This window comes from Chryseobacterium sp. Y16C (genome assembly GCF_022488405.1).
Classification (GTDB): domain Bacteria; phylum Bacteroidota; class Bacteroidia; order Flavobacteriales; family Weeksellaceae; genus Chryseobacterium; species Chryseobacterium geocarposphaerae.
The window spans coordinates 109,407-135,509 of sequence record NZ_CP092711.1 but is presented as its reverse complement, the minus strand read 5'-3'; the positions used below and the strand labels follow the sequence as shown (position 1 = coordinate 135,509).

General features: G+C 36.4%; 24 protein-coding genes and 1 tRNA gene. 4 read left to right on the top strand and 21 right to left on the bottom strand.

Translation table 11 applies throughout. The annotated features are described in order from the left end of the window. Positions 1-31 precede the first annotated feature (31 nt). From MKS83_RS00570 to holA, 11 genes are all read right to left on the bottom strand, one after another. The gene (locus MKS83_RS00570) at positions 32-3,133 is read right to left on the bottom strand and encodes a SusC/RagA family TonB-linked outer membrane protein (protein WP_240581503.1); all 3,102 of its coding nucleotides are present in this window, start codon (positions 3,131-3,133) and stop codon (positions 32-34) included. 54 nt (positions 3,134-3,187) lie between these two features. Beyond that, positions 3,188-4,741, bottom strand: coding sequence for a glycoside hydrolase family 32 protein (locus MKS83_RS00565; RefSeq protein WP_240581502.1), 1,554 nt, complete (start codon positions 4,739-4,741; stop codon positions 3,188-3,190). A 32-nt stretch (positions 4,742-4,773) separates the two neighbouring features. Further along, positions 4,774-6,087 carry a sugar porter family MFS transporter gene (locus MKS83_RS00560; RefSeq protein WP_240581501.1) on the bottom strand — a complete coding sequence of 438 codons (1,314 nt, stop codon included), beginning with the start codon at positions 6,085-6,087 and terminating at the stop codon, positions 4,774-4,776. A 528-nt stretch (positions 6,088-6,615) separates the two neighbouring features. Next, complete coding sequence (locus MKS83_RS00555; protein ID WP_240581500.1) at positions 6,616-9,381, bottom strand: substrate-binding domain-containing protein; 2,766 nt, start codon at positions 9,379-9,381, stop codon at positions 6,616-6,618. Positions 9,382-9,768: 387 nt separating this feature from the next. Then, entirely contained in the window at positions 9,769-10,173 is a 405-nt protein-coding gene (locus MKS83_RS00550) for a DUF3592 domain-containing protein (RefSeq protein WP_240581499.1), read from the bottom strand. 300 nt (positions 10,174-10,473) lie between these two features. Next, positions 10,474-10,866, bottom strand: a complete 393-nt coding sequence (locus MKS83_RS00545; RefSeq protein ID WP_240581498.1) for a hypothetical protein — start codon at positions 10,864-10,866, stop codon at positions 10,474-10,476. A 47-nt stretch (positions 10,867-10,913) separates the two neighbouring features. Further along, positions 10,914-11,465, bottom strand: a complete 552-nt coding sequence (locus MKS83_RS00540) for a ferritin-like domain-containing protein (RefSeq protein ID WP_240581497.1) — start codon at positions 11,463-11,465, stop codon at positions 10,914-10,916. 332 nt (positions 11,466-11,797) lie between these two features. After that, positions 11,798-11,941, bottom strand: coding sequence for a hypothetical protein (locus tag MKS83_RS00535; protein WP_240581496.1), 144 nt, complete (start codon positions 11,939-11,941; stop codon positions 11,798-11,800). Between the two features lie 576 nt (positions 11,942-12,517). Then, positions 12,518-12,602, bottom strand: a tRNA-Ser gene (locus tag MKS83_RS00530). Positions 12,603-12,821: 219 nt separating this feature from the next. Further along, entirely contained in the window at positions 12,822-13,763 is a 942-nt protein-coding gene (gene trxB / locus MKS83_RS00525) for a thioredoxin-disulfide reductase (protein WP_240581495.1), read from the bottom strand. Between the two features lie 202 nt (positions 13,764-13,965). Beyond that, positions 13,966-15,003, bottom strand: a complete 1,038-nt coding sequence (gene holA, locus MKS83_RS00520; protein ID WP_240581494.1) for a DNA polymerase III subunit delta — start codon at positions 15,001-15,003, stop codon at positions 13,966-13,968. 7 nt (positions 15,004-15,010) lie between these two features. Here holA and MKS83_RS00515 point away from each other — a divergent pair, with 7 nt between their 5' ends. From MKS83_RS00515 to MKS83_RS00505, 3 genes are all read left to right on the top strand, one after another. Further along, positions 15,011-15,442, top strand: a complete 432-nt coding sequence (locus MKS83_RS00515; protein WP_240581493.1) for a type I restriction enzyme HsdR N-terminal domain-containing protein — start codon at positions 15,011-15,013, stop codon at positions 15,440-15,442. 25 nt (positions 15,443-15,467) lie between these two features. Beyond that, positions 15,468-16,079: an HAD family hydrolase gene (locus MKS83_RS00510; RefSeq protein ID WP_240581492.1), complete on the top strand. Its 612-nt coding sequence runs from the start codon at positions 15,468-15,470 to the stop codon at positions 16,077-16,079. 114 nt (positions 16,080-16,193) lie between these two features. Continuing rightward, positions 16,194-16,937 carry a dienelactone hydrolase family protein gene (locus tag MKS83_RS00505; protein ID WP_240581491.1) on the top strand — a complete coding sequence of 248 codons (744 nt, stop codon included), beginning with the start codon at positions 16,194-16,196 and terminating at the stop codon, positions 16,935-16,937. A 162-nt stretch (positions 16,938-17,099) separates the two neighbouring features. On the opposite strand, the gene MKS83_RS00500 is transcribed toward MKS83_RS00505, so the two are convergent. From MKS83_RS00500 to MKS83_RS00465, 8 genes are all read right to left on the bottom strand, one after another. Further along, entirely contained in the window at positions 17,100-17,471 is a 372-nt protein-coding gene (locus MKS83_RS00500; RefSeq protein ID WP_240581490.1) for a cupin domain-containing protein, read from the bottom strand. Further along, positions 17,458-17,994, bottom strand: a complete 537-nt coding sequence (locus MKS83_RS00495; protein ID WP_240581489.1) for a GNAT family N-acetyltransferase — start codon at positions 17,992-17,994, stop codon at positions 17,458-17,460. The genes MKS83_RS00500 and MKS83_RS00495 overlap by 14 nt, the downstream gene beginning before the upstream one ends. Positions 17,995-18,024: 30 nt before the next feature. After that, positions 18,025-18,630, bottom strand: coding sequence for a DUF2911 domain-containing protein (locus MKS83_RS00490; protein WP_240581488.1), 606 nt, complete (start codon positions 18,628-18,630; stop codon positions 18,025-18,027). A gap of 28 nt (positions 18,631-18,658) precedes the next feature. Further along, positions 18,659-19,171: a methylated-DNA--[protein]-cysteine S-methyltransferase gene (locus tag MKS83_RS00485; protein WP_240581487.1), complete on the bottom strand. Its 513-nt coding sequence runs from the start codon at positions 19,169-19,171 to the stop codon at positions 18,659-18,661. A gap of 36 nt (positions 19,172-19,207) precedes the next feature. Beyond that, complete coding sequence (locus tag MKS83_RS00480) at positions 19,208-19,756, bottom strand: DinB family protein (protein WP_240581486.1); 549 nt, start codon at positions 19,754-19,756, stop codon at positions 19,208-19,210. A gap of 54 nt (positions 19,757-19,810) precedes the next feature. Next, positions 19,811-20,335 (bottom strand): Crp/Fnr family transcriptional regulator, encoded by a 525-nt coding sequence (locus MKS83_RS00475; RefSeq protein WP_240581485.1) that lies wholly within the window; start codon positions 20,333-20,335, stop codon positions 19,811-19,813. 58 nt (positions 20,336-20,393) lie between these two features. Beyond that, the gene (locus MKS83_RS00470) at positions 20,394-20,888 is read right to left on the bottom strand and encodes a hypothetical protein (protein WP_240581484.1); all 495 of its coding nucleotides are present in this window, start codon (positions 20,886-20,888) and stop codon (positions 20,394-20,396) included. Positions 20,889-21,002: 114 nt separating this feature from the next. Then, complete coding sequence (locus tag MKS83_RS00465) at positions 21,003-21,431, bottom strand: SRPBCC family protein (protein ID WP_240581483.1); 429 nt, start codon at positions 21,429-21,431, stop codon at positions 21,003-21,005. A 97-nt stretch (positions 21,432-21,528) separates the two neighbouring features. Here MKS83_RS00465 and MKS83_RS00460 point away from each other — a divergent pair, with 97 nt between their 5' ends. Further along, positions 21,529-21,759, top strand: coding sequence for a hypothetical protein (locus tag MKS83_RS00460; RefSeq protein WP_240581482.1), 231 nt, complete (start codon positions 21,529-21,531; stop codon positions 21,757-21,759). A 319-nt stretch (positions 21,760-22,078) separates the two neighbouring features. Here the strand turns inward: MKS83_RS00460 and MKS83_RS00455 are convergent, their stop codons facing one another. After that, positions 22,079-22,765 carry an HNH endonuclease gene (locus tag MKS83_RS00455; RefSeq protein WP_240581481.1) on the bottom strand — a complete coding sequence of 229 codons (687 nt, stop codon included), beginning with the start codon at positions 22,763-22,765 and terminating at the stop codon, positions 22,079-22,081. A 120-nt stretch (positions 22,766-22,885) separates the two neighbouring features. After that, positions 22,886-26,068, bottom strand: coding sequence for a carbamoyl-phosphate synthase large subunit (carB, locus tag MKS83_RS00450; RefSeq protein ID WP_240581480.1), 3,183 nt, complete (start codon positions 26,066-26,068; stop codon positions 22,886-22,888). Positions 26,069-26,103: the final 35 nt, after the last annotated feature.

Sequence of the window (26,103 nt, the reverse complement as noted above, 5' to 3'; positions counted from 1 at the left end):
TCTGGATAATCTGCGAGAATTTATTCAAATATTATAGTGATAAATTAACTCCAAAATTGAACGTCAGCGGAAGCGGATAACCGAAAGCCGGTGTTTCCGGATCAATACCCGTGAAGCTTTTGGATTTGATGGTCAGAAGATTCTGTGAGCTGATGTAAATCCTGAAATTGGTAAGCTTGTATTGCTCCAACACATTTTTCGGAAGACTGTAGCCTAGCTGTAAAACCCTTAATTTCAGATAGCTTCCGTTCTCTACATAATAAGATGAAAATCTGGATTCTGCGTTGCTGTCCACCGTTGTGAGTGCCGGAATATCAGAATTCGGATTCTGTGGTGACCATGCATTGAGCAATCTCGTTCCTTTGTTGGAACCTACATCATCCACACTCCAGAAATCGGTTTGGTATTTTTTAGAATTAATGACATCCATATCGCCGATGCCTTGCCAAAAGGTAGACAAATCGAAATTTTTGTAGGAGAAATTAAGATTAACGCCATACATAAATCCCGGATTCGGATTTCCGATCCATGTTCTGTCTTTGTCGTCGATAATTCCATCATTATTTAAATCGGCATAACGAATCCTTCCCAATCCTTTGCCCGGTTGAGTAGCGGAATTATCTACTTCAGCCTGCGTTCTGAAAAGTCCGTCGGCAACATATCCATACATTGAATTGATCGGTCTTCCGAGAATATTATCCGTGGTTCCGTTTCCACCATAATTGTTGATAACGGATTGTGGTAATTCCGTGATTTTGTTCCGGTTCATCGAGAAATTTCCTGAAATCTCATAGCCAAATCCGCCAGAAGTTTTGTCCTGATAACCCAAAGCGATTTCAATCCCTTTATTTTCCATCGAAGCGCCGTTGATCCAGCGGTTTCCACCTTCGCCAATCACGCCCAGATAAGGAGGTAAAACGAGAATATCTTTGGTTGCTTTTTTATAAATATCCACGCTTCCCGTCAGTTTCTGATTAAAAAATCCGAAATCCAGACCGAGATTGGTCTGCGTGGTAGTTTCCCATTTTAAATCGTCATTTTTGGTTTGGGTTGCGATGAACCCCGAAGGCAATAGACCGCTTCCCACTCCCGAAATATCATAAGCCGTTCCATAAGACGTTGCCCAAGTGGGATTTCCCCCTGCATAGTTAGCAATGTAAAGCGAGTAAACAGCCGAGTTGCTGATCTCCTGGTTTCCGGTCTGTCCCCAACCTGCTCTCAGCCTTAAATCTGAGAAAAACGGAATCCATTTCTCCGCAAAATCTTCTTTGTTGATTCTCCATCCAGCCGAAAATGCCGGGAATGTTCCAAAACGGTTGTTTTTCCCAAATCTTGACGAGCCATCATAACGCACTGTTGCAGAAAAAAGATAACGGTTGTCATAATCGTAGGAAAACTTCCCGAAGTACGACAACAAACTGTAATAGGTAGAGCTTCCACCATTGAATGCATCTCCCGTCCCGGCATCAGGATACATATAATCGGGAGTTTCAATCAAAAACCCTTCTTTTCTGAGCCACGTATTGTTATAGGTATCCTTATACATTTCCATTCCGCCCAGTAAATCAAAATGGTGATTTCCTGCTTTGGCTGTGTATTGAGCTGTATTGGTCCACGTCCATTTTTCTGTATCGGACTGGTCAATATTTACAGCATTTGTTTTGTTTTGAAGATAGCCGGAAACATAGCTTCTTTGCAACATTCTTTTATAGTAATTCGAAAAATCTACACCAAAACTTGATTTCAATGTCAAATTTTTCACAGGCTGTAATTCGGCATAGACGTTTCCGAAAAAACGCTGGTAACGGTAGCCGTTGTCTTTGTTGTATTCCAAAAGACGGACGGGATTCTGACGGTCATTCATCCCGCCAACCGGACCACCCCAACCGATTCCGTCCACAGTATGGACAGGAATTATCGGCAACGCTCTTAAAGCCGGATCCAGAACGCCAGGGTCTATCAATTCGTTGGTTTTATTGTACGTAAAATTTTCCCCGATTTTTAATTTACCATCGAAAAAATTATAGGAAGTATTCACACGGGCAGATAATCTTTTGAAATTGGTCAGCTTTACGATACCGTCATTGTCATAATACCCCATCGAGAAATAATAAGAACCTTTGTCTGAAGCGCTTGAAGCCGCCACATCCAAAGAATTGGCAACACCGGTCTGGGAAACCTCATCATACCAATTGGTATTGGCAGATTTGATGGTTTTTGCCGCATCCAGATATTCCGGAACGTAGCTGTTGTACAAGGTCGGAACGCCGTTCTGAACACCCCAGTCGAAGCTGTAGCTCAGGTTATTATTGTTCGGATTCAGACCGTCATTGATATTAGCTTGCCAAAGCACCTGTCCGAATTGTTTTGCGTTGAGAACAGGCGTTTTTTTCGCGTATTGGGAAAAAGCAGTATAATAATTCAGGTCGATTCTCATCTTGCCTTTTTTCCCTTTTTTGGTGGTAATGATGATCACACCGTTTGCTGCTCTGGAACCATAAATACTTGCGGAAGAAGCGTCTTTCAGTACCTGCATTGTTTCAATGTCGCCCGGATTCAGCTCGTGCATTCCTGCTTTTGTTGGTACACCGTCTATTACATAAAGCGGGTCGGTATTGTTCAGTGTCCCGACACCACGAATCAGGACTTTGGTACTTCCTCCAGAAGGCGAACCATCGGCGGAGATATTCACCCCAGCTACTCTTCCCTGTAGTGATTTTATGGGATTCGGTTCCGCCTGTTTGTTAAGATCTTTCATATCAACAATGGAAACTGCTCCGGTGATGTCGGCTTTTTTTTGCTTGGTATATCCGGTCACCACGACTTCGTCGATGTTTTTCACCTTATCGGCTGCCAGAATGATGTTGAGAACCGTTTTCTCATCCACCACCACTTCTTTCGTAGTATAATCGGGATAAGTAAAAACCAGCGTGTTTCCTTTCTTCAAATCATTGATCTGAAATGTCCCGCTGCTATCAGTTGTGGTAGTAGCACCCGTTTCGGAAACAGTCACGGTTACACCACTGAGCGGTTTCTGATTGGGAGACAGCACCTTTCCTTTCACAATTTCCTGCGCAAAAAGATAGGAAAACGGAAGAAGGCAAAAGGCGACTGCAATTTTATATTTCTTCATATCATATAGTTTTAATTTTAATTAATTGTCTACGGAATTTTATACTACTATCTCTTATTTAATATCAAGCTGATGTGCATTGATATTTAATGAGCTTCCTTTCGTGTCTGTTGAGATAGTCAGTTCGGAGAAATGTTCGTTCGGGAAGAAGATTTCGGTCATTACTTTTTCGCCATCGTTGAAGAAGATTTCAATGGAGGTCTTGTCGATGACCAGTTTCATTTTTGCTTCAGGATACATCTGATTCAAAGGCGCTTTGGTAACCGGCGTGGCGTAATGGTTTCCAAAACCTGTTTTCCCTGATTTGGAACGATCTACAAACAATTCTTTTGTTTTATTATCAATTCCAAAAACGACTTCTTCTCCCAAAGAATTTTTCAGAGAAAAGCTATAAGTTCCGGCAGTCATCTTCTTTAAATTTAAATCGAGAACGGCTTTAGTCAGGTCAATTTCTGAAGGACTTACTAATTTATTTTCAGCCTTAAGGTCGATTTTTTTCCGGATAGATTTTCTTTGATAATTTTTTAGTCCGGCAACCGGAATATTTTTAAGTAGATAGCCGTCCTTTGTTTTCTTGAGTGAAACTTCCCTAGCCATTGTCGTACTGCTTCTCCACGCTTCCGTAGGAACTTCCTGTGCATATTCCCAGTTGCTCATCCAGCCGATAATCACCCGTTTTCCCTGCGGAACATTATCAAATGAAACGCTGGCATAATTGTCTTTTCCCCAATCCAGCCAGGCTGCTTTTTCTTTCTGAAGCTGTTTCATGAAATGTTCATCAATCTTAAAAGTTTTCCCGTCAAAATCACCGACAAAATATTGTCCTGCAGAACCATCATTCGGTCCGCCTGGATTGATATTGACGATCAGAACCCATTTTTCTTCATTGGTACCTTCGACTTTCAACGGAAATAGATCAGGGCATTCCCAAACGCCGCCGTGACCGCCTAGATCTTTCCCGAACTCGGATTGGAACGTCCATTCTTTCAGGTTTTTTGAGGCGTAAAAGTGCGTTCTGTCCTGAGCCGCCAAAACCATAATCCATTGCTGTCTTTTGCTGTCCCAAAACACCTTTGGGTCACGAAAATCACGGATTCCCGGGTTTTTAAGAATAGGATTTGCACTATATTTTGTCCAAGTTTTACTATTATCCAAAGAGTAAGCGATTCCCTGAGATTCCACATCTATCTTACCGTCTTTTTCACGGTTGGGGTTGTGATAAGTATACACTGCAACGACAGGATTATTTTTGGAATCCCCGAAACCTGAAGTATTATTTTTATCGACCACCGCACTTCCTGAGAAAATGTATCCCAAATCATCCGGATAAAGAGCAATCGGCTGCTCTTCCCACTTGACGAGGTCTTTGCTTGTGGCATGTCCCCAATGCATCGGCCCCCATTTGTTTCCATCGGGATAATGCTGGAAGAACAGGTGATAAACACCCTCTTTGTAATAGAGTCCGTTCGGGTCGTTCATCCAACCTTCTTTGGGGCTGAAATGAAAATTGGGACGGTAAAGCTGCTCTTCCTTCTTCGAATCCGACTGAGCATTGAGATTCGAAAAAAAGACAGAAACGACAATTAAACTTGATATTATTTTTTTCATTGAATTATTTTTCTCGAAGATTTTTGAATATTTTATTCTTTTGTAAGTGTTTTGCTTAATTTTTCCAGTGATACTCCTTTGGTTTCCGGCATCATAAAAATCACAAATAACAGCTGGAATACCATTGCGATCGTAAATACCAGAAATACCGTTCCGGCGCCAATCGTAGAAAATAATGTCGGGATAAGGGACGGAATGATCGCTGCCAAAACCCAATGCGTAGAGCTTCCGAATGCCTGTCCTGATGCGCGGAGATGGTTCGGAAAAATCTCGGAAATAAAAACCCAGATCACCGTTCCCTGTCCGATGGCGTGAGAAGCGATAAACAGGAATAAAAACACAGGAATCGCCAAACCCGACCAATGAAAATAAAACGCCATAGAAACCAATCCTAACGAAATGATATAGCCGATAGAACCAATATACATAAGAGTTCTTCTGCCGACTTTGTCGATGAGATTAACACCAACCAACGTAAAAACCATATTGACAATCCCAATCCCAATGCTGCTGAGAAGTGCTGTTTTCTCGCCCAATCCAGCCTCACCAAAAATTCTCGGTGCATAATATAAGAATGCATTGATGCCCGACATCTGGTTGAAAAATGCGACAAGGAAAGCGAGCATCAGCGGAAAACGATATTTTTTCATAAAGATATTTTCCTTTGGTGCTTCGGCATGATCGTCTTCCATCTGAGAAATGAGTAGGTCAGAATCCTGATCCGGGTTTACGATTTTAACTACATTTTTGGCTTCGTTTATTTTGCCTTTGGAAACGAGCCATCTTGGGCTTTCCGGAATTATAAGTACACATAAGGTGTAGATAATTGCTGGAATTGCCTGAACACCAAGCATCCATCTCCAGTCGTTATCTCCGATTCCGCTGAGTAGATAATTGGATAAAAAAGCAACCAAAATTCCCAAAACAATATTGAACTGATACAGGGAAACCAATCTTCCGCGATCTTTTGCAGGGGCGATTTCGGAAATATAAGCCGGTGCTGCAATGGTAGATGCACCAACACCCAAACCTCCCATAAATCTGAAAAATGCGAAGATATAAGGATCATTGGAAAGCGCCGTTCCGATTGCTGAAAGTGCGTATAAGATACCGATTGCCAAAAGTGTTTTTTTCCGCCCGAATTTGTTGGTCGGGATTCCGCCAAAGATTGCTCCGATAACGGTTCCCCACAATGCCATTCCCATTACTACCGCACCGTGGAATGCGTCTGAACTCTGCCAAAGCGCCTGTAGTTTTTTATCGGCTCCGGAAATCACCACAACATCAAACCCGAAAAGAAATCCTGCCAAAGCCGCAGTGACAGACCACATCAAAATTTTATTCATATATAAATATTTATTATTTTTTATTGATCAAATGGAATCACTTATTCTTATTGATGGTTGCGTTTACAAACCATAGCGATTTCACCTTTTGAAAAATATTACTTTGTTCGTGGCTAATATATTCCGGGAGAGGAATGCGAAGGTCTAATTATGTAACAAAATATTTCGTCAAGGTTAATTATTTGTTAACTGATTTTAATTAACTGAAAATCAAAATTCTAAAATTGATACGATTTCAAAATATGATAATAATGTTTCAAAAATGTAACACCATTCTATAAAAATGTTACGTAGATTATAAGGATTTTTAGAAGGATGAACGAATGTTAGTGTGGGAAGATTGACCGAAATTTGAGGTCGGGTTTTGGGAAACTATGGCTTTAGTTTTTATAAGATGAATACTTCGAGCAAGCAATGCATCATTGTTCACCCGAAGAATGACGTCTTATCAGTGCTGACAACGATATCTCGTTCGCAAGGATATTTCTACTATATTCGGGAAAGAAAAGAAAGATATACAAGGATAAATTACTCCTCACCAACGCTCTTCCTAAAAACATTCGGAGAAACCCCAAACTTATTTTTGAATACTGTGGAGAAATAATTCGGAGAAGAGAAGCCGGTTTTATAAGCAATTTCGGAAATCGTCAGTCCGGGATTTTGCAGCATCGATTTTGCCTGTTCCAGACGGATATTGTTGATGTAGTCACTTACATTCACGTCAAACATTGCCTTTATTTTTCTGTAAAGCTGAATTCTTGAAATATTCAGTAAATCTGCAAGATTTTCCACTGAAAAATCTGGATTGTCGATATTGGTTTTAATGATCTGATTCAATTTGTTCACGAACGTCTGCTCCATACTTCCGAAGGATTTGCTGTCCACGATTCTGCCAATGTTGTTGGTGTAATAATAACGGAGTTTTTCGCGGTTGTAAAGCAATGAACGCAGCGACTGTGTCAGAATCGGATAGCTGAATGGCTTCGTAAGATAAAGATCAACCCCGGATTTCAGTCCCTGAAGATAAGATTCCTTATTGTCCAAAGCTGTGAGAAGAATGACCGGAATATGAGATGTTCTGAGGTCGTTTTTCAGGATTTCGCAGATTTCAAAGCCGTTTTTTCCAGGAAGATTCACATCGCAGACAATAATGTCGGGAATCTCGCTTAGCGCTTTATCAATCGCATCCGTACCATCGGAAACCATCACATCAAATTCCGTCTGAAGCTTATTGCTGAGGAAAAACGACAAATCCGAATTATCCTCCACCAAAAGCAAAGAATACCGATCACCCGGATTTTCCTGATTCTGTATAAAACTTCCTTCTTCCACCACGCCGAAAACACCATCTTTTGCCAGCGTTTCCGCATCCATAACACTCGGTTCTTTTATCATCTGATCTTCATTGAAATGCTTGTTTCCTTTGTAAAGGCTGATGATAAATTCCGTTCCCTGAAAAGAACTCACCTCAATTTTCCCGAGATGAAGCTCCACAAACTGACGGCTGAGATGAAGCCCGATTCCTGAACTGTTTTTGCGGTTGTTGGAACCTTTAAAATAGGGTTCGAAAACGTTGCTGATCTCTTTTTCCGGGATTCCTATACCGTTATCTTTGAAGCTGATAACCGCCTGATTTCCTTTTTCCTGAATTGTAATTTCAATTTTTCCATTGTCCGGCGTGAATTTAAATGCGTTTGACAAAAGGTTAAAATATACTTTATCCATCAGGTTTCTGTCAATATACAGTTCCAGATTTTTGTTTGTAGAATGAATTTCAAACTTAATATTCCTTTTTTTGGCCTCGTTTTCAAAATCCCTGAAAATCCCGTAAGTAAAGTCGTAAATATTGGTTTTGGAAACCCTTAAATTAAAGGTTTTATTTTCTATTTTCCTGAAATCCAAAAGATTATCCACCAACCTAAGCAAACGGTTTGAATTTTTATTAATCAGTTCCAGCTCATAAGACGGATTTGTACCCTTACTTTTAAAAGTATCTTTCAATGATTCCAAAGAACTTAAAATGAGGGTTATCGGTGTTTTGAATTCGTGGGACAAACCCGTGAAAAAGTTTACTCTTGCTTCATTACTTTCCTTGAGTTCATTGGCAATGGTTTCAATCTGATTCCTTTGAATCGTCACACGTTCGTTGGTGAGGGTAAGCTGTATATTTTTAATTTTAATGGTATAAATTAGGTAAATAGCATAGGCAATCAGGCAAAACATCAGAATTAGAAGGACAACTGACCATCGGAACAATTCTCTTTGGGAAGAATAGAGTTCGGTCTGCTTTTTCACGGCATTCACCTGATTTTCAATCACGCCCTGCTGTTCGATGATTTTATCGAACTGGTTGCGCATAATTTCAGCATTCAGCCTGTCGATAATGGTTGTACTGAGTTTGATTCGTTTCGGTGGAATTTGCCCATTGTAGATTTTAATAGCAGTTTCAATGGCTTCCGTTCCGCCGGTAGGATAAAGCAAAGTGGCATTCAATTTACCATCCAGAACCATCTGAATTCCACCGTCTTTGGTGTTCAGACCATCCACACCGATAAATTTGATTTGATTTTCCACACCTGCGTTTCTCGCTATTTGCCATGCTTGCGTTGCGAGTTGGTCATTGAAAGCAAAAACATAAAGAGCCTGATTTCCCAATGAATCCAGAGTTTTTCTGAATGCTTCAGCCGGAAGACCTTTGAAGGTTTTTATCAGTTCTGTATTGAAATTATTTTTAATAGTTTGCTGAAACCCCAAACTTCTTTCCGTAGTGGGCGAAGAATTATCATCGCCTTTTATTTCAATGACTTTTGTTAAATTTTTAGAATCCGAAATAATGTATTGCGCCGCTTCTTTGCCAATCTCCATGTTATCAGCACCGATATAAGTGGCATATTTATCAGAATTGATTTTTCTATCCACCAAAATCACGGGAATTTTTTTTGCAAAGGCTTTTTCCACCACAGGAACCAGCGAATTGGGATCAATAGGTGAAATAATGATGATATCCGCTTCATTATCTATCATCTTCTGAATATCCTTGATTTGCTTCTGAACCGACCCTTCTGCTTTACTAATGCTTAGCTGCACCTCAGAATGCAAAGACGCCTGAATCTCCATAGAATGATTCATGGCCTGTCTCCAGGGATGATTTCCCAAACCTTGTGAGAAGCCTATATTTATTTTATCCGATTTTGTTGAAGCATCCTTGCAACCATGCAAAATCATCAGCAACAAAAATAAAACGGTACCAACCTTGGGGAAACCAAACGTTCTAAAAGCTTTTTTTGTGGACATATGAACACAATATTAATAAAGATGTTTTACACCTACAATTTTTGGTGAGAGTATTTTATTAATATGTTATGATTTAATATTTTTATATAAGGATTGTGAAATAAGTATTATCCATTGTCTGTTAATATAACAGAAGTAGAATTCGTCCGAATGAACAGTATTTTTTTTCCATACTTGGTAAGGTTTAAATTTCGGATACAATAACAATATTTGTTTGTTTTGAAAAATTAAGTAGTTTTTTCCTCCCAAATCAGTTCATGAATAAAAATAGTTGAAGATGAAAAAGACAATACTGTTATTACTAATATTAGCTGGATTAAACAATGGATCAAAAAAATACACCTCATTTATTCTAATGAAGTAGTATGTTTTTTTCATTTACAACTGTCAAAGGAGAAATCTTGCAGCTATAAAGTAACCGCCACCAATTACTAGTAGTGGAAGAGAAATCGATAGCAAAACCAATGTCCAAATAAATACCCTAAAGTAGCTATATAAGCTTACTTTGGAAGGATCGGAAGGATCATAGATAACAGTGGCTGTTTCTCCTATTTTCCAAGCTGGAGGATCATTTCCTTCTGCTAACTCGTATGTAATTAATTGGTTATCTTTTGTCCGAAAAGTGAAGATTGGCGCAAACGCTTCACCGTCGGATTCATACTTGTGAAAATCGATTACTGTTGCTGTAGCTTTATAACCATTATTAAGAAATGTCATTGTATTACGGAAACTGTAAACTGCCCATACAAGAAATACCACTCCTAATCCCAGGATTAAATAATATTGCCACATAATTGTATTGTTTTTAAAATTTTCCATTATTGTAATGATACAATATTAACTACCAAATTATAAGCTAATTAAGAATTTAAAGAAATTTTAGTTATCTATCTCTAGATTACAAATATCACTTATATGTTTCTACTTATCTTTGGTAAATGGAAAATCAACATGAAATAGAAAAACAAATACTTGAGATCATTACTCTTTGCATTTATATAAAAAGACTATTAGAACAACCTAATAGCCTTTTTGTTTGTATATGAAATAAAAAAATACGCTCTAATTGCACTCTTAAAATTGCGAGAACAATTAATTGCTTTCTACTTCAACCAATTCTCTTCCTGTAAGCACAAAATAGAGATTCTGCAATTGATGAAGATATATACACTGAATATAATTTCCAAAGTATAAAAATCCCTCTAATATTTTTTCCTTCGAAAGGTCAAAATCATATTTTCCAAAGTTGGGTAAATCATAACGGATTCTAAAATCTGATCTGTAACTTTCTTTAAAGCCAAACTTGGTAAGCCACTCACTAGTAAGTAAAATAGGTTTTAAATCCTCTGAATGAACCGGAATTTTAGAAATTCCTCTTCTAACATGTACAAGGCTATTTTTATGATCTAAATCGAGTCCAGTAATGGGTACAACTTCTTCTTTATATTGAATTAAATTATGAAGTCTAAGTTCGTGTATTTTCATAGTGTGAGTATTTAAAGTTTTATAATCTGAATTTGAAAAGTTTAATGTTACTTCGCTTTAGAATTCAAATTCGTATCTGCTAGTTTAGTTAAAGATTCGTCACATTGTTTTTCTTCTTTTAATGTTGCGAGGAGATTTTTTAGGGATGTTTTTTCGTCCAGTATCTTTGCAAAAGCAGCTAATGTTCCATATGTTGCAATTTCGTAATGTTCAACCTTTTGTGAAGCTGCAATAATCCCTGCATCTCTTACTGTTCCGGGTTCTGTCTCTTTTATAATACTTTCCGCCTCATCCAATAAGCCCTGCATTGCATCGCATTTTTTTGCTTGTGCTTTTTTGCCCATAGATTCAAAACATTCCTCCAATCGACTTACGTGTTCTTCAGTTTCAATCAAATGCTGAGCGATCGCATTTTTCAACTTTTCATTAGTCGCATTTTTCTGCATCTTGGATAAAGATTTTACAAGTGCTTTTTCAGCCCAATAGATATCTTTAAGACCATCCTCAAAAAGATCTTTTAATTTTTTTGCGGCATCTCTTTTAGCTGGCGTTTTTCTAGACGTAGTTTTTTTTGCTGTGCTTTTTGTAGTTGTTGCCATAATTTTACATTTTTACTATTAATATATATTTTGTATTTGATTTTTAATCTTTTATGAGTAACCCGTCTTTAAGATGGATTATTTGTTCAATTATTTTTTCTACAGTCTATCGACCTTATTTAACAATCCTTGTACTTATTGTTTTGAACTTTGCTTAATGCTATCAATCTTGTGAATGAAATAATTGATCCTTTTCTCCATATTAATATATATTATCCGCCCCATCAGCAATATTGATAATACAAGCACTTCATCTTCAAATTAAGAAAAGTAGATATTACTAAGTACACTCATCCAAATTATAATGGTATTAGCTGTTCTTGGCGAGTGCACTATATAAAATTTCCGGGTTGCGGAATTTGGAAAAAAACCTCTTCCAATGAATCAGAGAGATCATTATCTGCATTTGAAACAACTTCTTCCATTCTAAGAAGTTTTGGAGCAATTCTATTTAATGTAAGGTTAAAAGAGTTCATAGTAATAAGTAAAGTGTTTGAATACAACAATCCTTATAAAACAATTTTTTTGCCAAAATAAACTTCATTTTTAGTTGCATAATGAAATATTTATATTGTTTTTATGATTATAATCACAACATGTAGTATTTTTATCAAAATATTATTCATTCATATCCAAATTATTCAACGGTAAGTACAATTTTTCCTTGTATCCTTACTAGCATCAGCCTAATTTCTCAGTCTCTTCAGATTATTATATAATCCTATTTATTGTGGAATAATTACTGTTAAAGCAACTAAAAATATTGATAATCAATAGATAAAGAGAAAGCCTTCATCTTAGATTTCCCATATATGTTAGCCACATCTTTTAAAAAAGGATACTAATCTTGAATTGCGAGATTGATTAGTTAAAGGAATATTGAACACAAAATAATGAATTATACAAAAATTCAAGACAAATGTATTTTTGTTAAAAAACATTGGAGAAACTCGAACACTTTCCCACATACGTTAAAACAATGTAACACGCTGAAAATCAATAAACATAAAAACACAAAAAAGGAGACGTTAAAAAAATAACGTCTCCCTAAGCGGAGAGTGAGGGATTCGAACCCCCGGACCTGTTACAGTCAACAGTTTTCAAGACTGCCGCAATCGACCACTCTGCCAACTCTCCATAAACTCCGATTATATCGTCGTTTTCAGTGGTGCAAATATAGAATGTTTTTTAATTCCCTCAAAATATTTTCCATATAAATTTTAACAAAAATTAATAATAAACTATAAATCAAACTGATTATTTTTATAAACCATGGGATAGAGAAGAAAACAAGACTCTAAAATAAAAACGCATCCCGAAAGATGCGTTTTTTATGTTGTAAAAACTAATTTGTTATTAATGTAATTCTGCCAGATACTTTTCAGCATCCATTGCAGCCATACAACCGCTTCCTGCTGCGGTAATCGCTTGTCTGTAGATATGATCCTGAACATCTCCCGCAGCAAAAACACCAGGAAGGTTTGTTCTTGAAGAACCTTTTTCAGTATCAATATATCCGTTTTCATCTAAATTGATTTGCCCCACGAAAATGTCTGTATTGGGTTTGTGACCAATTGCAATAAAAATTCCGTGAACATCGATGGTCGATTTTTCCTGAGTCTGGTTATTAATCACCACTGCTCTTTCCACCAGATTATTTTCTCCTTCAATACCAATTAACTCATGGTGGAATTTCACCTCAATATTAGGCGTATTCTGAACTCTGTGAATCATTGCTTTTGAAGCTCTGAACTCATCTTTTCTCACCAACATGGTTACTTTGTTTACCAATTTAGCAAGATAAGTTGCTTCTTCAGCTGCCGTATCTCCTGCTCCAACTACTACAACATCTTTTCCTCTGTAGAAAAATCCGTCACATGTTGCGCATGCAGAAACTCCTCCTCCATTATATTTTTTTTCGTCATCCAGCCCTAAATATTTTGCAGTAGCTCCCGTAGAAATAATCACTGTTCTTGCAAAAATCTCTTTATTTCCTGCATATAACTTATGAATACCTCCTACTTCTTTAGAAAATTCAACTTTGGTGATCATCTCGTAATGAACTTTTGTGTCGAATCTTTCTGCCTGTTTTTGCAAATCCATCATCATTTCAGGACCTGTAATTCCCGCTGGGTAACCCGGGAAGTTATCTACTTCCGTGGTTGTTGTCAATTGTCCGCCCGGTTCCAGACCTGTATACAATTCAGGTTTAAGGTCTGCTCTTGCTGCATAAATTGCCGCTGTGAAACCAGAAGGTCCAGATCCAACGATCACACAATCTAAAATGTTTTGCTCCATAATTTGCTTTTCAAAAGATTATAAAATTAACGTGCGCTAATTTCGTGATTTTTACTGTTAATTTAAAGTTATTTTAATGATAGTTGTCAATATCTAATATGTGAAATCTCAATAAATCAGTCAAGAAGTCAATGGGCAATTGTGAATTTTATAACGTAAAAATTGGCAATACAATGAATTGACAATTCACCCATTCACTATATCATACTTTCATCTTAATCTTATCAACATTTATAATTTTGTAAACCAGCTCTTTAATAAGTTCCGCTTCACTCATATTGACTGCTCCCAATCCTTTTCCTTTCATATCGAATTCCCTTAAAATAGAGATCACTCTTGTAGCATGCTTTAAAGGATATAATCTTGCCGATTCTGCATAGTCTTTGATGAAATACGGGTTTACTCCCATTTGAGAGGCAATTGCCTGTGGTGATTGACCCGCCATTGTATTGTAAATAATGACATTAGAGAAATAATTATATAGACTAGCCAGCATCATCACAAAAGGATTGTTCTTAGGATTTTTTCCCATAAAATGAGCAATTTTGAACGCAGCATTGGCATTTTTTGTTCCCAGAGCTTTTTGAAGTTCAAAAACATTATATTCCTTGCTGATTCCGATGTGGTCTTCAATGATCTTTCCGTCCAGTACTTCCCCTTCTTTAAGAATGATTTTAAGTTTATTCAGTTCATTGGCTATTCTGGAAAGGTCATTTCCTAGATATTCTGCCAAAAGATGAGAGATGTTGGGCGCGGTTTTTATGCCTAAAGCAATACATTCATCAGCAATCCATTTCGGAAGGTTATTTTCTCTGATGGACTCACTTAAAAATAATGCATTGGCTTTATCCAACGCTTTCGTTACTTTTTTTCTGCTGTCTAATTTTTTATGTTTATGAGCAAAAACCAGCACGGTAGATGGAACAGGATTCACTACATAAGCTTCCAAAATCCTGTTTTCCTCCTCATTTAATTTTAAATCCTGCGCTTCTTTTACAATAATTACCTGCTTGTCTCCCATCATCGGAAACTGCCTTGCCAGCGAAAGAACTTCCTGATAAGAGGTATCTTTTCCGTATACCACTGTTTGGTTGAATGCTTTTTCATCTTCATTCAAAAAGTCATGTTCTAAGGCTTTTACCGCAAGATCTATAAAGTAAGGTTCTTCTCCGTGGAAAAAATAAATAGGTAAAACTTCTTTATTTTTAATATTTTTGAGGATTAAATCTAATTCTTTCATCTTATAAATGGAACTTCCAAAACTGAATTTTCAGGAAACTTTTGATTTTAAATTCAAGAAAGACAAAGATAAGTTTTTTATTTATGATTTGGTTCGAAAGGCCTATCTTTTGCTCACTCCCGAAGAATGGGTTCGTCAGCACTGGATTCATTATTATCTTACGGTAAAATCTTATTCAACCTCAGCTTTAATTACTGAAAAAAAAATTGTTCTGAACGGATTAACGAAAAGAGTTGATCTGTTAATCACCGAAAAAACAGAGCCTGTAATTTTGGTGGAATGTAAAGCTCCGCATATTAAATTAACCGAAAAAACATTTGAACAGACGGCAAGATACAACTCCATTATCGGAGCCAGAGAAATCATTTTAACCAATGGTTTACAGCACATCAATGCCTACTACGAAAATGAACAATATCAATTTTATAGACCTGAATAAACTTTTCTAATATTCAGAATTTACTATGGAAATAAAAAACATCATATTTGACTTTGGAGGTGTCTTGATGGACTGGAATCCCCGGTATTTTTTCAAAGATTATTTTAATGATGATGAAAAAATGGAGTATTTCTTGGAAAATGTTGCCCAGTCTGCATGGAATGAAGAACAAGACAGAGGGAGAACACTTTCGGAAGGAACAGAAGTCCAGGTAAAAAAGTTTCCGGATTGGGAAAAGGAAATCAGAGCATATTATGATAACTGGACCACCATGCTGAAAAGCGATATTCCCCAGAATGTGGAAGTGTTGAGAAAGCTTGCAAAAACCCATTATCATTTATTTGGATTAACCAACTGGTCTGAAGAAACATTTCCCTATGCTCTGGAAAATTATGATTTTTTTCAATTATTTGACGGAAAGATCGTGGTTTCGGGAACTGAGAAATTAATTAAACCTGATCCTAAAATCTGGTATGTTTTGTTAGAAAGATATCACCTTAAGCCTCAGGAATCTGTCTTTATTGATGACAGTCTTAAAAATATTGAAACAGCACGGTCATTAGGTTTTGAAACGGTTCATATTACTCCTGAGACCAATTTAGAAAAAGAATTGATCGATTTAGGCATTCAGTTTTAATCTGAATATCATCTTCATTATGAGTTATTTTTATTAATTTAGATGAGGATTTTTATTATAATTCAAAGATCTTCTTGTCATTACACTCCACTCTCATTACTAAAATTACAAAATATGGTACGATCAATCTTATCCGCAGCATTGCTCATTGTTTCAGGGACCATTTTCAGTCAAAATCTTAAACCGGTTGCTTATCAGGACGGTTCACAAAAGCTGAACGGTCTGGTAACTTCCAACGCAGGTAAAAAACTTCCGGGAGTCTTGGTTCTTCCGGCCTGGAAAGGCATTGACGATGAAGCAAAAACAGCTGCCGCAGAACTTGAAAAACAAGGATATATTGCTTTTATTGCGGACATTTATGGGGAAGGGAATATTCCTGCTGACAACGCTGCAGCAGGTAAAGCTGCAGGATATTACAAGCAAAACTATGAGGCTTACCAGAAAAGAATAACCCTGGCTTTGGAACAATTGAAAAAAAACGGGGCAATTCCGGATAAAATTGCAGTGATAGGATATTGTTTCGGGGGAACCGGAGCCCTTGAATCCGCAAGAGGAAGCCTGCCTGTTGTAGGCGTTGTTTCCATCCATGGAAGTATCGGGAAAGATCAGGCAAGAAAGAACGGCCCCATTTCTGCTAAAATTCTGGTTGAAAACCCGGCAGATGATAAAAGCGTAACGCCTGAAGATTACAACAATCTGATCAAAGAAATGAATGAAGGAAATGCGGATTGGCAGATCATCACCTATGCCCACTCAAAACATACTTTTACAGACCCAAAATCACCGGATTATAATGAAATCATGGCAAAAAGAGCCTGGAATCATACGTTGATATTTTTGAAAGAGATTTTGAAATAACTAAAAATGATAGTCTCTTTGTCATTCTGACGAAAGGAAGAATCTTTACTTTATTTATTTTAACCATTAAGGAATTAAGGTAATTAAGACGGATTCTTCAATTCGCTTCGCTGCTTTCAGAATGACAAAGGACTACTTTGCACAAAATTTATGTTGCCATAATTAATCAACACCTTCTTCTTCCCTGTTCACCAATTCCATAGAGAATGCAGGAAGGCAAATGGAAATATATTCGCAAGACTCAGGAAATGGGTTGCTGTACCGAACCCTCGCTCCTTTTTCAACCAAAATACTCTGTCCTTTTTCAAGAACTACAATTTCTCCGTCGATTTCAAACTGTTTTTTTCCTGAAACAATGATGGTAAATTCATCAAATTCAGGAATCTGATGTGGTTCGCTCCAATCTGGAGGCGCTACCATATGAGCAATTGAAATATTAGGGTTCTGTGTTGAGTGCCCCCAATGTTCTTCTATTAACTTTCCGTCTTTTGTAGGAACTACAAACGGAGATTGCTGAATTTTATATTTTTTCATATCCAGTTTCTTTTTTGATTTCATAAACAAAATTAGTTCTAGCCGGTTCTCCGAAATAGGCAACTTCCTGTTCCGAAATTTTTTGTCCACCAAGTCGTTCCAATGCAATTTGTGAACGGAAATTTTCTTTTCCGATATGGAAATAAACAATATCCACAAACTGAAAGATATAGTCTAGCATCAATTTTTTTATCTGGGGATTAATTCCTTTTCCCCAGGATTTGGTTCCATAAAAGGTATAGCCAATGAAAATACTGTTCTTGCTTTCATCAAAATCATAAAACCGTGTGCTTCCTAAAACATCTCCGGTTGATTTTTCAATAATTTTAAAAGCTCCTTTACTTTCTATGGCTCCTTTAAAAAAGTTTTCGAAAACTTCACGTTGATAACGATCCTTGTTAGGGTGTTGTTTCCAGACTTCAGGATCTGAAGCCACTTTATATAAAGACTCAAAATCCCCTTGCTGTAAGGGGATTAATTGATATTCCTGATTTTCTAAAATGGTTTGTATAGAAAATTTCATCTGTATCTGTTGAGTTTAGATTAAGCCATTTTAACTTTTAGCTTTTGCAGCATCAGACTCAATTTTTTTAATTTCTTTCAATTTGTCCGAAATCTTAATAACTGCATCCAATTTTGAAGGTTTTAAGCTTACTTCAGCCACGGAAGTGTCCCACTTAATCACTAAATTACCTGTATTTTCATCGACAGGATTTAAAGTAATTTCAAACCACTCCTGCTTATCGGCAAGTTTATTCACCGGAACAGTAACATCTACCACATCCTGTTTTGGATCATACGTATAAGCTCCCCACTGCTGAAAATCTTTGTTTAAGATAACCTTCCATTCTTTTTCTGTCGGAACGATAAATAATCCATATGTTCCGGCAGGAACCACTTTTCCTCCGAAGCTTACCGACTGGCCGAAAGTAATTTTTGTTGATGAGTTCGCTCCTGCTCTCCAAACCTGACCGTAAGGAACCAAATCTCCAAAAATCTTACGTCCTTTCACTCCCGGTCTTCCGTAATCGATAGTGATTTTAGACATTGAAAACTGCTGCTCTACCTTCTGACGCGGACTTACAGCCGGTACTGAATAATCCTGAGCAAAACTGAAAACTGATGTTGATATGCAAAGTGCAAATAGTAACTTTTTCACGTGTAAATTTTTGTTTAAAATTACAAAATCAAAACAAAATAGCCTTCTCCAGTTCCAATAATTTTTGTTTTCTCCAGATTCCTCCTGCATAGCCGACCAATTCACCATTAGAGCCAATGACACGATGACAGGGAATCAGAATGGCAATTTTATTCATCCCGTTTGCCGTTCCAACTGCCCGAATTGCCTTTAAATTTCCCAGAAATTCCGACTGCTGTTTATAGGTTCTTGTTATTCCCATTGGAATCTCTGTCAGTAATTGCCAGACTTTCTTTTGAAAATCGGTTCCTGTAATGAATAAAGAGGTTTCGAATCGTTCTCTTTTTCCTTCAAAGTATTCTGTCAGTTCTCTTTCCAGTTGATGAAAATGCTCATGATCTTTTTCAACAAATTCAGCGTTTAAAGTTTTAGACAGAGATTTGAATTGCTTTTCCATATTTTTCCTGTCTGTGAATTCCAGCAGACATATTCCTTCTTCAACAGCACAGGCAAACATTGCTCCAAGCGGAGTTTCTATGGTTTTTCGATATATCATTTCCATTGAATTAAAGTTAAACAAAATCCGGAAATCTAAGCATTATAAATTAGTCAAAACTCTTTTCGCCTGCTGAACATGTCTTAGATTATGATAAATTACAAATCTGAATGTATCTCCTAGCTTCAGTTTAATTAACGATGAAATGCTGATAGCGGTTTTTGTTTTATTTAAATCTATATTTTTAGCATTTTCCAATAGCTCTAACATCTGTTCCTGCTGTTTGATAAATTCAATAATAACATTTTTATTTAATTGGCTATGAATAGGATTCATGCTGTTAAAAGTCTTCATTTTATTTACTTTTTCATTGGGAAGCATGCTTTTAGCAAAATAATTTCCTAAAATTCCGGATGTAAATATTTGCTTGGAAGAAGTTTGGGAAGATAAAATCCTTTGATTGATCTCAGGAATATAGAAATTCCCATACCGATTAAGATGTTCAAAACATTCTAAAGTACTCCAGCTTTCTTGCGACATTCGACAATTAAGTTCATGATCTGATTTCTGTAATAGGTTTTCTGCAGACTGAAGGTTTTCCTGTGTGATATTTTTTAAATCAACAATTAATTGATAGGAAGAGATTTTCATTATTATTTTTTGTACAAATTTCTCTTTTAATGCTCTGTTAAATATTGACTGAACTCAAGATTTTTTGAGTCTTGATAAAGTTTCGGGAGACATTCTAAGATAATTTGCAATATATTTTTGTGGAATTTCCTGAAAAAGCTTCGGACTCCTTTTCAACACTCTTTCAAATCGTTCCTGAGGAGAGTTAATGAGCAGGTCTTTTTCTCTTTCAAGTTGTTGCACTACCAAATCTTCTAATACTGAAATCCAAAGTTTAAGATGCCCATCATTAGAATGTATAAATTGATAAAAATCTTTCTTTGAAGCTATTCTTACTTCTGTTTTTTTTATGGTTTGAATATAAAGATCAGAAGGCTTTCCCGATAAAAATGAATCTAACGAAACAATAATATTTCCGGAATATCCAAAACGGATGATTCTTTCTTCATTTTCGTCTATCATAAAGATTCTGACGCTCCCCTTTTCCACAAAATAAATATTGGTGTCTGTTTCATCTTTTACTTTGAGAAACTGATACCGCTGAATGATCTTTTTATGTTGAAAAAGATCTGCTTCAAGTAGTGTTTTAATAATATCCACAGAACATATTTGATTAAAATCCAAGTTTATTTAAAAACAATAATTCATTTACATCGATTCACATTCCCGCTGTCATCATCGACATATAATAATTAGCACAATGCAAAGCAATCATTAGCAATATTTCTTTCTCTGAAAAGGTATCGAAAATGTCTGAAGCAGCAATGTGGTATTCATAATTCATTGTATTCCACTTCAAATCGGGCTTCATTACCAAAAGCTCAGTTCCGTTTTGATCTGCAAGTACAAATGATTCTTTGAAGATGCCTCTATGCTTAAAAATATATCCGCTTTTTACTTCATTAAAATAGGTCTGAATCACAATTTCTCCATTCCAGTTCATTCTGAATTTTAAAAGTATTTTTTCACCTTCTTTGAGTTCAATGGTTGTTCCCCAAAAGCCTTTGGGTTCGATTTGATATTTAGAACCTAAGGTTTCGATGTCAGCATTGAACTTAAACCAGCTTTTATACACTAGCGTACCGATAAGCATTTCATTTTCAACCAATTCGAAAGTTAACGAATTTTTTGACCTTACTTTATACTCTTTCATAAGCTTTTATTTTGTTGTTAATAAATGCCGTATTACAAAAAAATACACTTAGAGGTGCAACTAAGAATAATAAAATTTCTTTCATGGATATAGTTTTGATTGGTTTTTATTCAATTAATTCAGCTCTTTTTCCAGCTTTTCCAAATATTGCGTCCAGGCACTTGAACAGCCTTCATAGCATTCAAATTCGGGAGTCAGTCCATTATGAGTAAATACAACCTGTGTATGATTATCTTTCGTAGAAATATCAAAACCAATTTTAGTTCCCGTCCATTCATCCGTCTTACTTGCAAAAGTCAGATTGCTGTCCGTAACTTTCCAAACAATCTTTTTGTCCGGAATAACTTCTATCAGTTTTTGCTCGGTATGATGTACTCCGTTTCCGGCATCGAAAATAAATACATCATTGAGCCGTTCCGATTTTCCGGTAATGATTTCATCGTGTAAACCATACCACCATTTTTTGGGATCACTCAAAATATTGAAAATTTCATCAATAGGCTTTGATGTAGTGAACGTGTAGGAGAAATTTTGTGTTGGCATATTTTTATTCATTTATGTGATTGATAAAATTACAATTATTATGAAGTATGTAGATTTAAATTAATAGAAATTTATAAATTTGTTTAAAACAAAAAAGATGGAATCTGCTACATTAAAAAACATCAACAAAATTCTTAAAGACGCTCCAGAAAATATTTTGGAGAGAATCTTAGGTTATATAGAAGGAATTTTAGAAGAAGAAAATACTGATTTTAAACTTTCTGATGAACAAAAAGAAAGTCTTCGCCAAATCAAAAAAAGATCTTACGAGCAACATACAGAAATTGATACTTTTCTAAATGAAATGAGCTCAAAATATTCTATTTAGATTTCAATCAAATTCTTTTGTCTTGAAACAAAAGAACCAAAAATTCAAGACTTGGAAACTTCCGCTAAAAATTAAAATTTAATCCTAAAATTCCCAAAACTTGCGCGAATTCAAGATTTGTTCTTCGGTTGAAAATTTGTCTCGCACTTCAAACAGTGGGAATTTTTTAACGGATTAATTTTTAATTTTCTTAACGCTCCATTTTCCTATGTCGTAAAATATTGAAAACATAATCATTCAGATTTTAACAGAATCCGATATTTCATATTAAGACAATTCTTAAATTATTAGCATTTTGATACAATTTTAGTTAAATATTTTACATTTTAAACAGAAGCTCTTTAAATATTTCTCTATGTCGTCTCAAAAATGGAATATTTTCATAATGTATTTTATAGAGTTTAAATGATTTATTTATACCTAATTGGAAAAATAAGATTTCATCAATTTTATAAGAAAGTATTATTGAACCGTCATCATCAAATGAAATAAATCCTTTATCAAATAACTTATCGATATTTGGCTGAAGCAATAATCCATTGTATTTACTTAATCTTTCTACATCTGTTGCAATTTTCCAAGGCAAAATATGAGATGCAACAAGGAATTCTACTTTTTCAAATTGACTTACTGAACATTTACCCCATAGATCAATCAAATCTTTACGGAATTTTCCTTGTCCTATTCTTGCTTTCATTAATAATTCTTTCTGAGTTTTTGATATTTCTTTAGAATTAATTTCCTCTATATCTTGCAATATGTTATATTCTGATGCTAAAAATCTTTTGTAAGTAGCTAAAGCCGTTTTTAAGCTACTTTTATCTTTATATACAAGTTTCTTAATTTTTAAAATATTAAAAAGATTACCAGCATTTATTGTATCTGAATTAATGTCTATTCCATTCTTTAATAAAAAACTTAACCTACTTCTATAACTTGAACTTGAGCCTTTACCCAATCCGATATCAGTTAAATAATATCTTAATTCTGATTCGTTTATAATCATGGTCTTTTATAATTTTTTTCAAATACTAATTTATAGAATTCTTTAAGCCCACAAAACTCTTTTAAACAAAAAACCTCGCAAGAAAACTTACGAGGTTTTAAAAATATCTTAATCCGAAGATTACATCGTTTCCATTTTGAAACTCATGCTTTCGATTACTTTTAGAATTGCTTCAACCGTATCCATTGATGTTAAACAAGGAACACCGTTTTCCACACTCATTCTTCTGATCTGGAAACCGTCTCTTTCAGCTTGTTTTCCTTTTGTAGTCGTATTAACCACATACTGAACTTTTCCTTTTTGGATCAGATCGATCAGATTTACGTCTTCCTCTCCTATTTTGTATCCTATTTTACAAGGAATTCCTTTTTCTTCGAAGAATTTTGCCGTTCCTTCCGTTGCCCAGATTCTGAATCCGACCTCATGGAATCTCGCCGCCAAATCTGCTGCTTCCTGCTTGTGCTTATCAGCTACCGTGAATAAGATCGACCCATGCATCGGAACTTTTCTTCCTGCCGCAACCAATCCTTTGTAAAGAGCCTTTTCAAGTGTTGTATCTTTACCCATAACCTCTCCTGTAGACTTCATTTCAGGGCCTAAAGAGATGTCAACTTTCGTTAGTTTTGAGAAAGAGAACACAGGAACTTTTACATATACTCCTTCTTTATTCGGAACCAATCCGCTTTCGTAACCTAGATCTTTCAACTTCTGACCTAAGATTGCCTTTGTAGCCAGGTTCGCCATTGGAACATCCGTGATTTTAGACAAGAAAGGAACCGTTCTTGATGATCTTGGATTAACCTCGATTACATATACATTTCCATCGAAAAGAACGTATTGGATATTCATTAATCCGATGACGTTTAATCCTTTTGCCAATCTCTTTGTATAATCAACTAAAGTTTCGATTTCTTTTTGTGAAATATTCTGTGGAGGATACACCGCAATCGAGTCTCCGGAGTGAACTCCCGCTCTTTCGATATGCTCCATGATCCCCGGAATTACTACTGTTTCACCATCGCAGATTGCGTCGATCTCAACCTCTTTTCCAACCATGTATTTATCAACCAAAACCGGGTGTTCCGGGCTTGCTTCCACCGCATTTTCCATGTAATGCGCCAGTTCTGTTTCCGTGTATACAATTTCCATTGCTCTACCTCCCAAAACGTAGCTCGGACGAACTAATACCGGATATCCTATTTCGTTGGCAATTTTTATCGCCTCTTCTTTTGAAGTCGAAGTTTTTCCTAAAGGCTGTGGAATCTGCATTTCCTGAAGCGCTTTTTCGAACTTATCTCTGTTCTCAGCTCTGTCTAAATCTTCTAAAGTTGTTCCTAAAATCTGAACTCCGTGAGAAGCCAATTTATCAGCTAAGTTGATTGCTGTCTGTCCTCCGAACTGTACCACAACCCCTTTCGGTTTTTCAAGTTCGATTATGTTCATGACATCTTCTTCCGTTAAAGGTTCGAAGTATAATTTATCTGAAATCGAGAAGTCTGTAGAAACTGTTTCAGGGTTGTTGTTGATGATGATCGCTTCGTAGCCCATTTCTTTGATTGCCCAAACTGAATGAACTGTAGCATAATCAAACTCAACTCCCTGCCCGATTCTGATGGGTCCTGAACCCAAAACGATGATTTTTTCTTTATCTGAAACAACACTTTCGTTTTCTTCTTCGTAAGTTCCGTAGAAATATGGCGTTTCAGATTCGAATTCTGCGGCGCAGGTGTCTACCATTTTGTAAACCGGCATCACTCCGTTTTCTTTTCTGAAATTGAAAACTTCACGCTCCGTTACGTCCCAAAGAACTGCGATATTTACATCTGCAAAACCTAGTCTTTTGGCTTCGATTAAAGTTTCTTTATTGAATTTATTTTCAGCAATTCTCTTTTCGAAATCAACTAATTTCTTTAACTTCCAGATGAAGAATTTATCAATTTTACTCCATTCTACAATTTGTTCCCAGTCATATCCTCTTCTTAAAGCATCACCAATGATGAACAATCTTTCATCATCACAAACTCTGATTCTTCTTTCGATTTCTTCAGCCGTTAAAGCTGCAGCCTGTTTGGTTTTTAAACCTAGATGTTTAATTCCTGTTTCTAAAGAACGGATAGCTTTCTGTAAAGACTCTTCAAAATTTCTTCCGATAGCCATTACTTCCCCCGTCGCTTTCATCTGCGTTGACAATCTTCTGTCCGCAGTTTCGAATTTATCGAATGGAAATCTCGGGAATTTAGTTACCACATAATCCAAAGCCGGCTCGAAACAAGCGTAAGTTTTTCCTGTAACCGGATTCATGATTTCATCAAGAGTTAATCCTACAGCGATCTTAGCAGCGATCTTAGCAATCGGATATCCTGTTGCTTTTGATGCCAAAGCTGATGAACGGGAAACTCTCGGGTTCACCTCGATGATATAATAATTGAATGAATGCGGGTCTAATGCCAACTGTACGTTACATCCTCCTTCAATTCCTAACGCTCTGATGATTTTTAATGAAGCGTTTCTCAACAACTGATACTCTCTGTCGGAAAGCGTTTGAGAAGGCGCCACAACGATTGAGTCTCCTGTGTGAACTCCAACCGGATCTATATTCTCCATGTTACAAACCACAATCGCGTTGTCGTTTGCATCACGCATTACTTCATATTCAATTTCTTTGAAACCTGCGATTGATTTTTCGATCAGACACTGAGTTACGGGACTGTGTTTTAATCCTAATTCTGCAATTTCTTTCAATTCGACCTCATTGGAAGCGATACCACCTCCTGTTCCACCCATGGTAAAAGCCGGACGAACAATTACAGGATACCCGATATTGTCAGCAAAATTTAATGCTCCTTCTACCGTATTTACGATATCAGATTCCGGAACCGGCTCATTCAGTTCTCTCATCAGTTCACGGAACAAATCTCTGTCTTCCGCTCTGTTAATCGCTGAAAGCTTCGTTCCCAAAACTTCAACTTTACATTCTTCAAGAATTCCTGATTTTTCCAATTCTACTGCCATGTTCAAACCAGTCTGACCTCCTAAAGTTGGTAAAAGCGCATCCGGACGCTCTTTTCTGATGATATGACTTACAAACTGAAGTGAAATCGGCTCGATATATACTTTATCCGCGATTTCAACATCCGTCATAATCGTTGCAGGGTTTGAGTTGATCAAAATTACCTTGTAGCCTTCTTCCTTCAAAGACAGACAAGCCTGCGTTCCTGCGTAATCAAATTCTGCCGCCTGACCAATAATGATAGGTCCTGAACCGATTACTAAAATTGTTTTTATATCTGTACGTTTTGCCATTTCTAAGTTAGATGTTAGATGCTAGAAGTTAGATG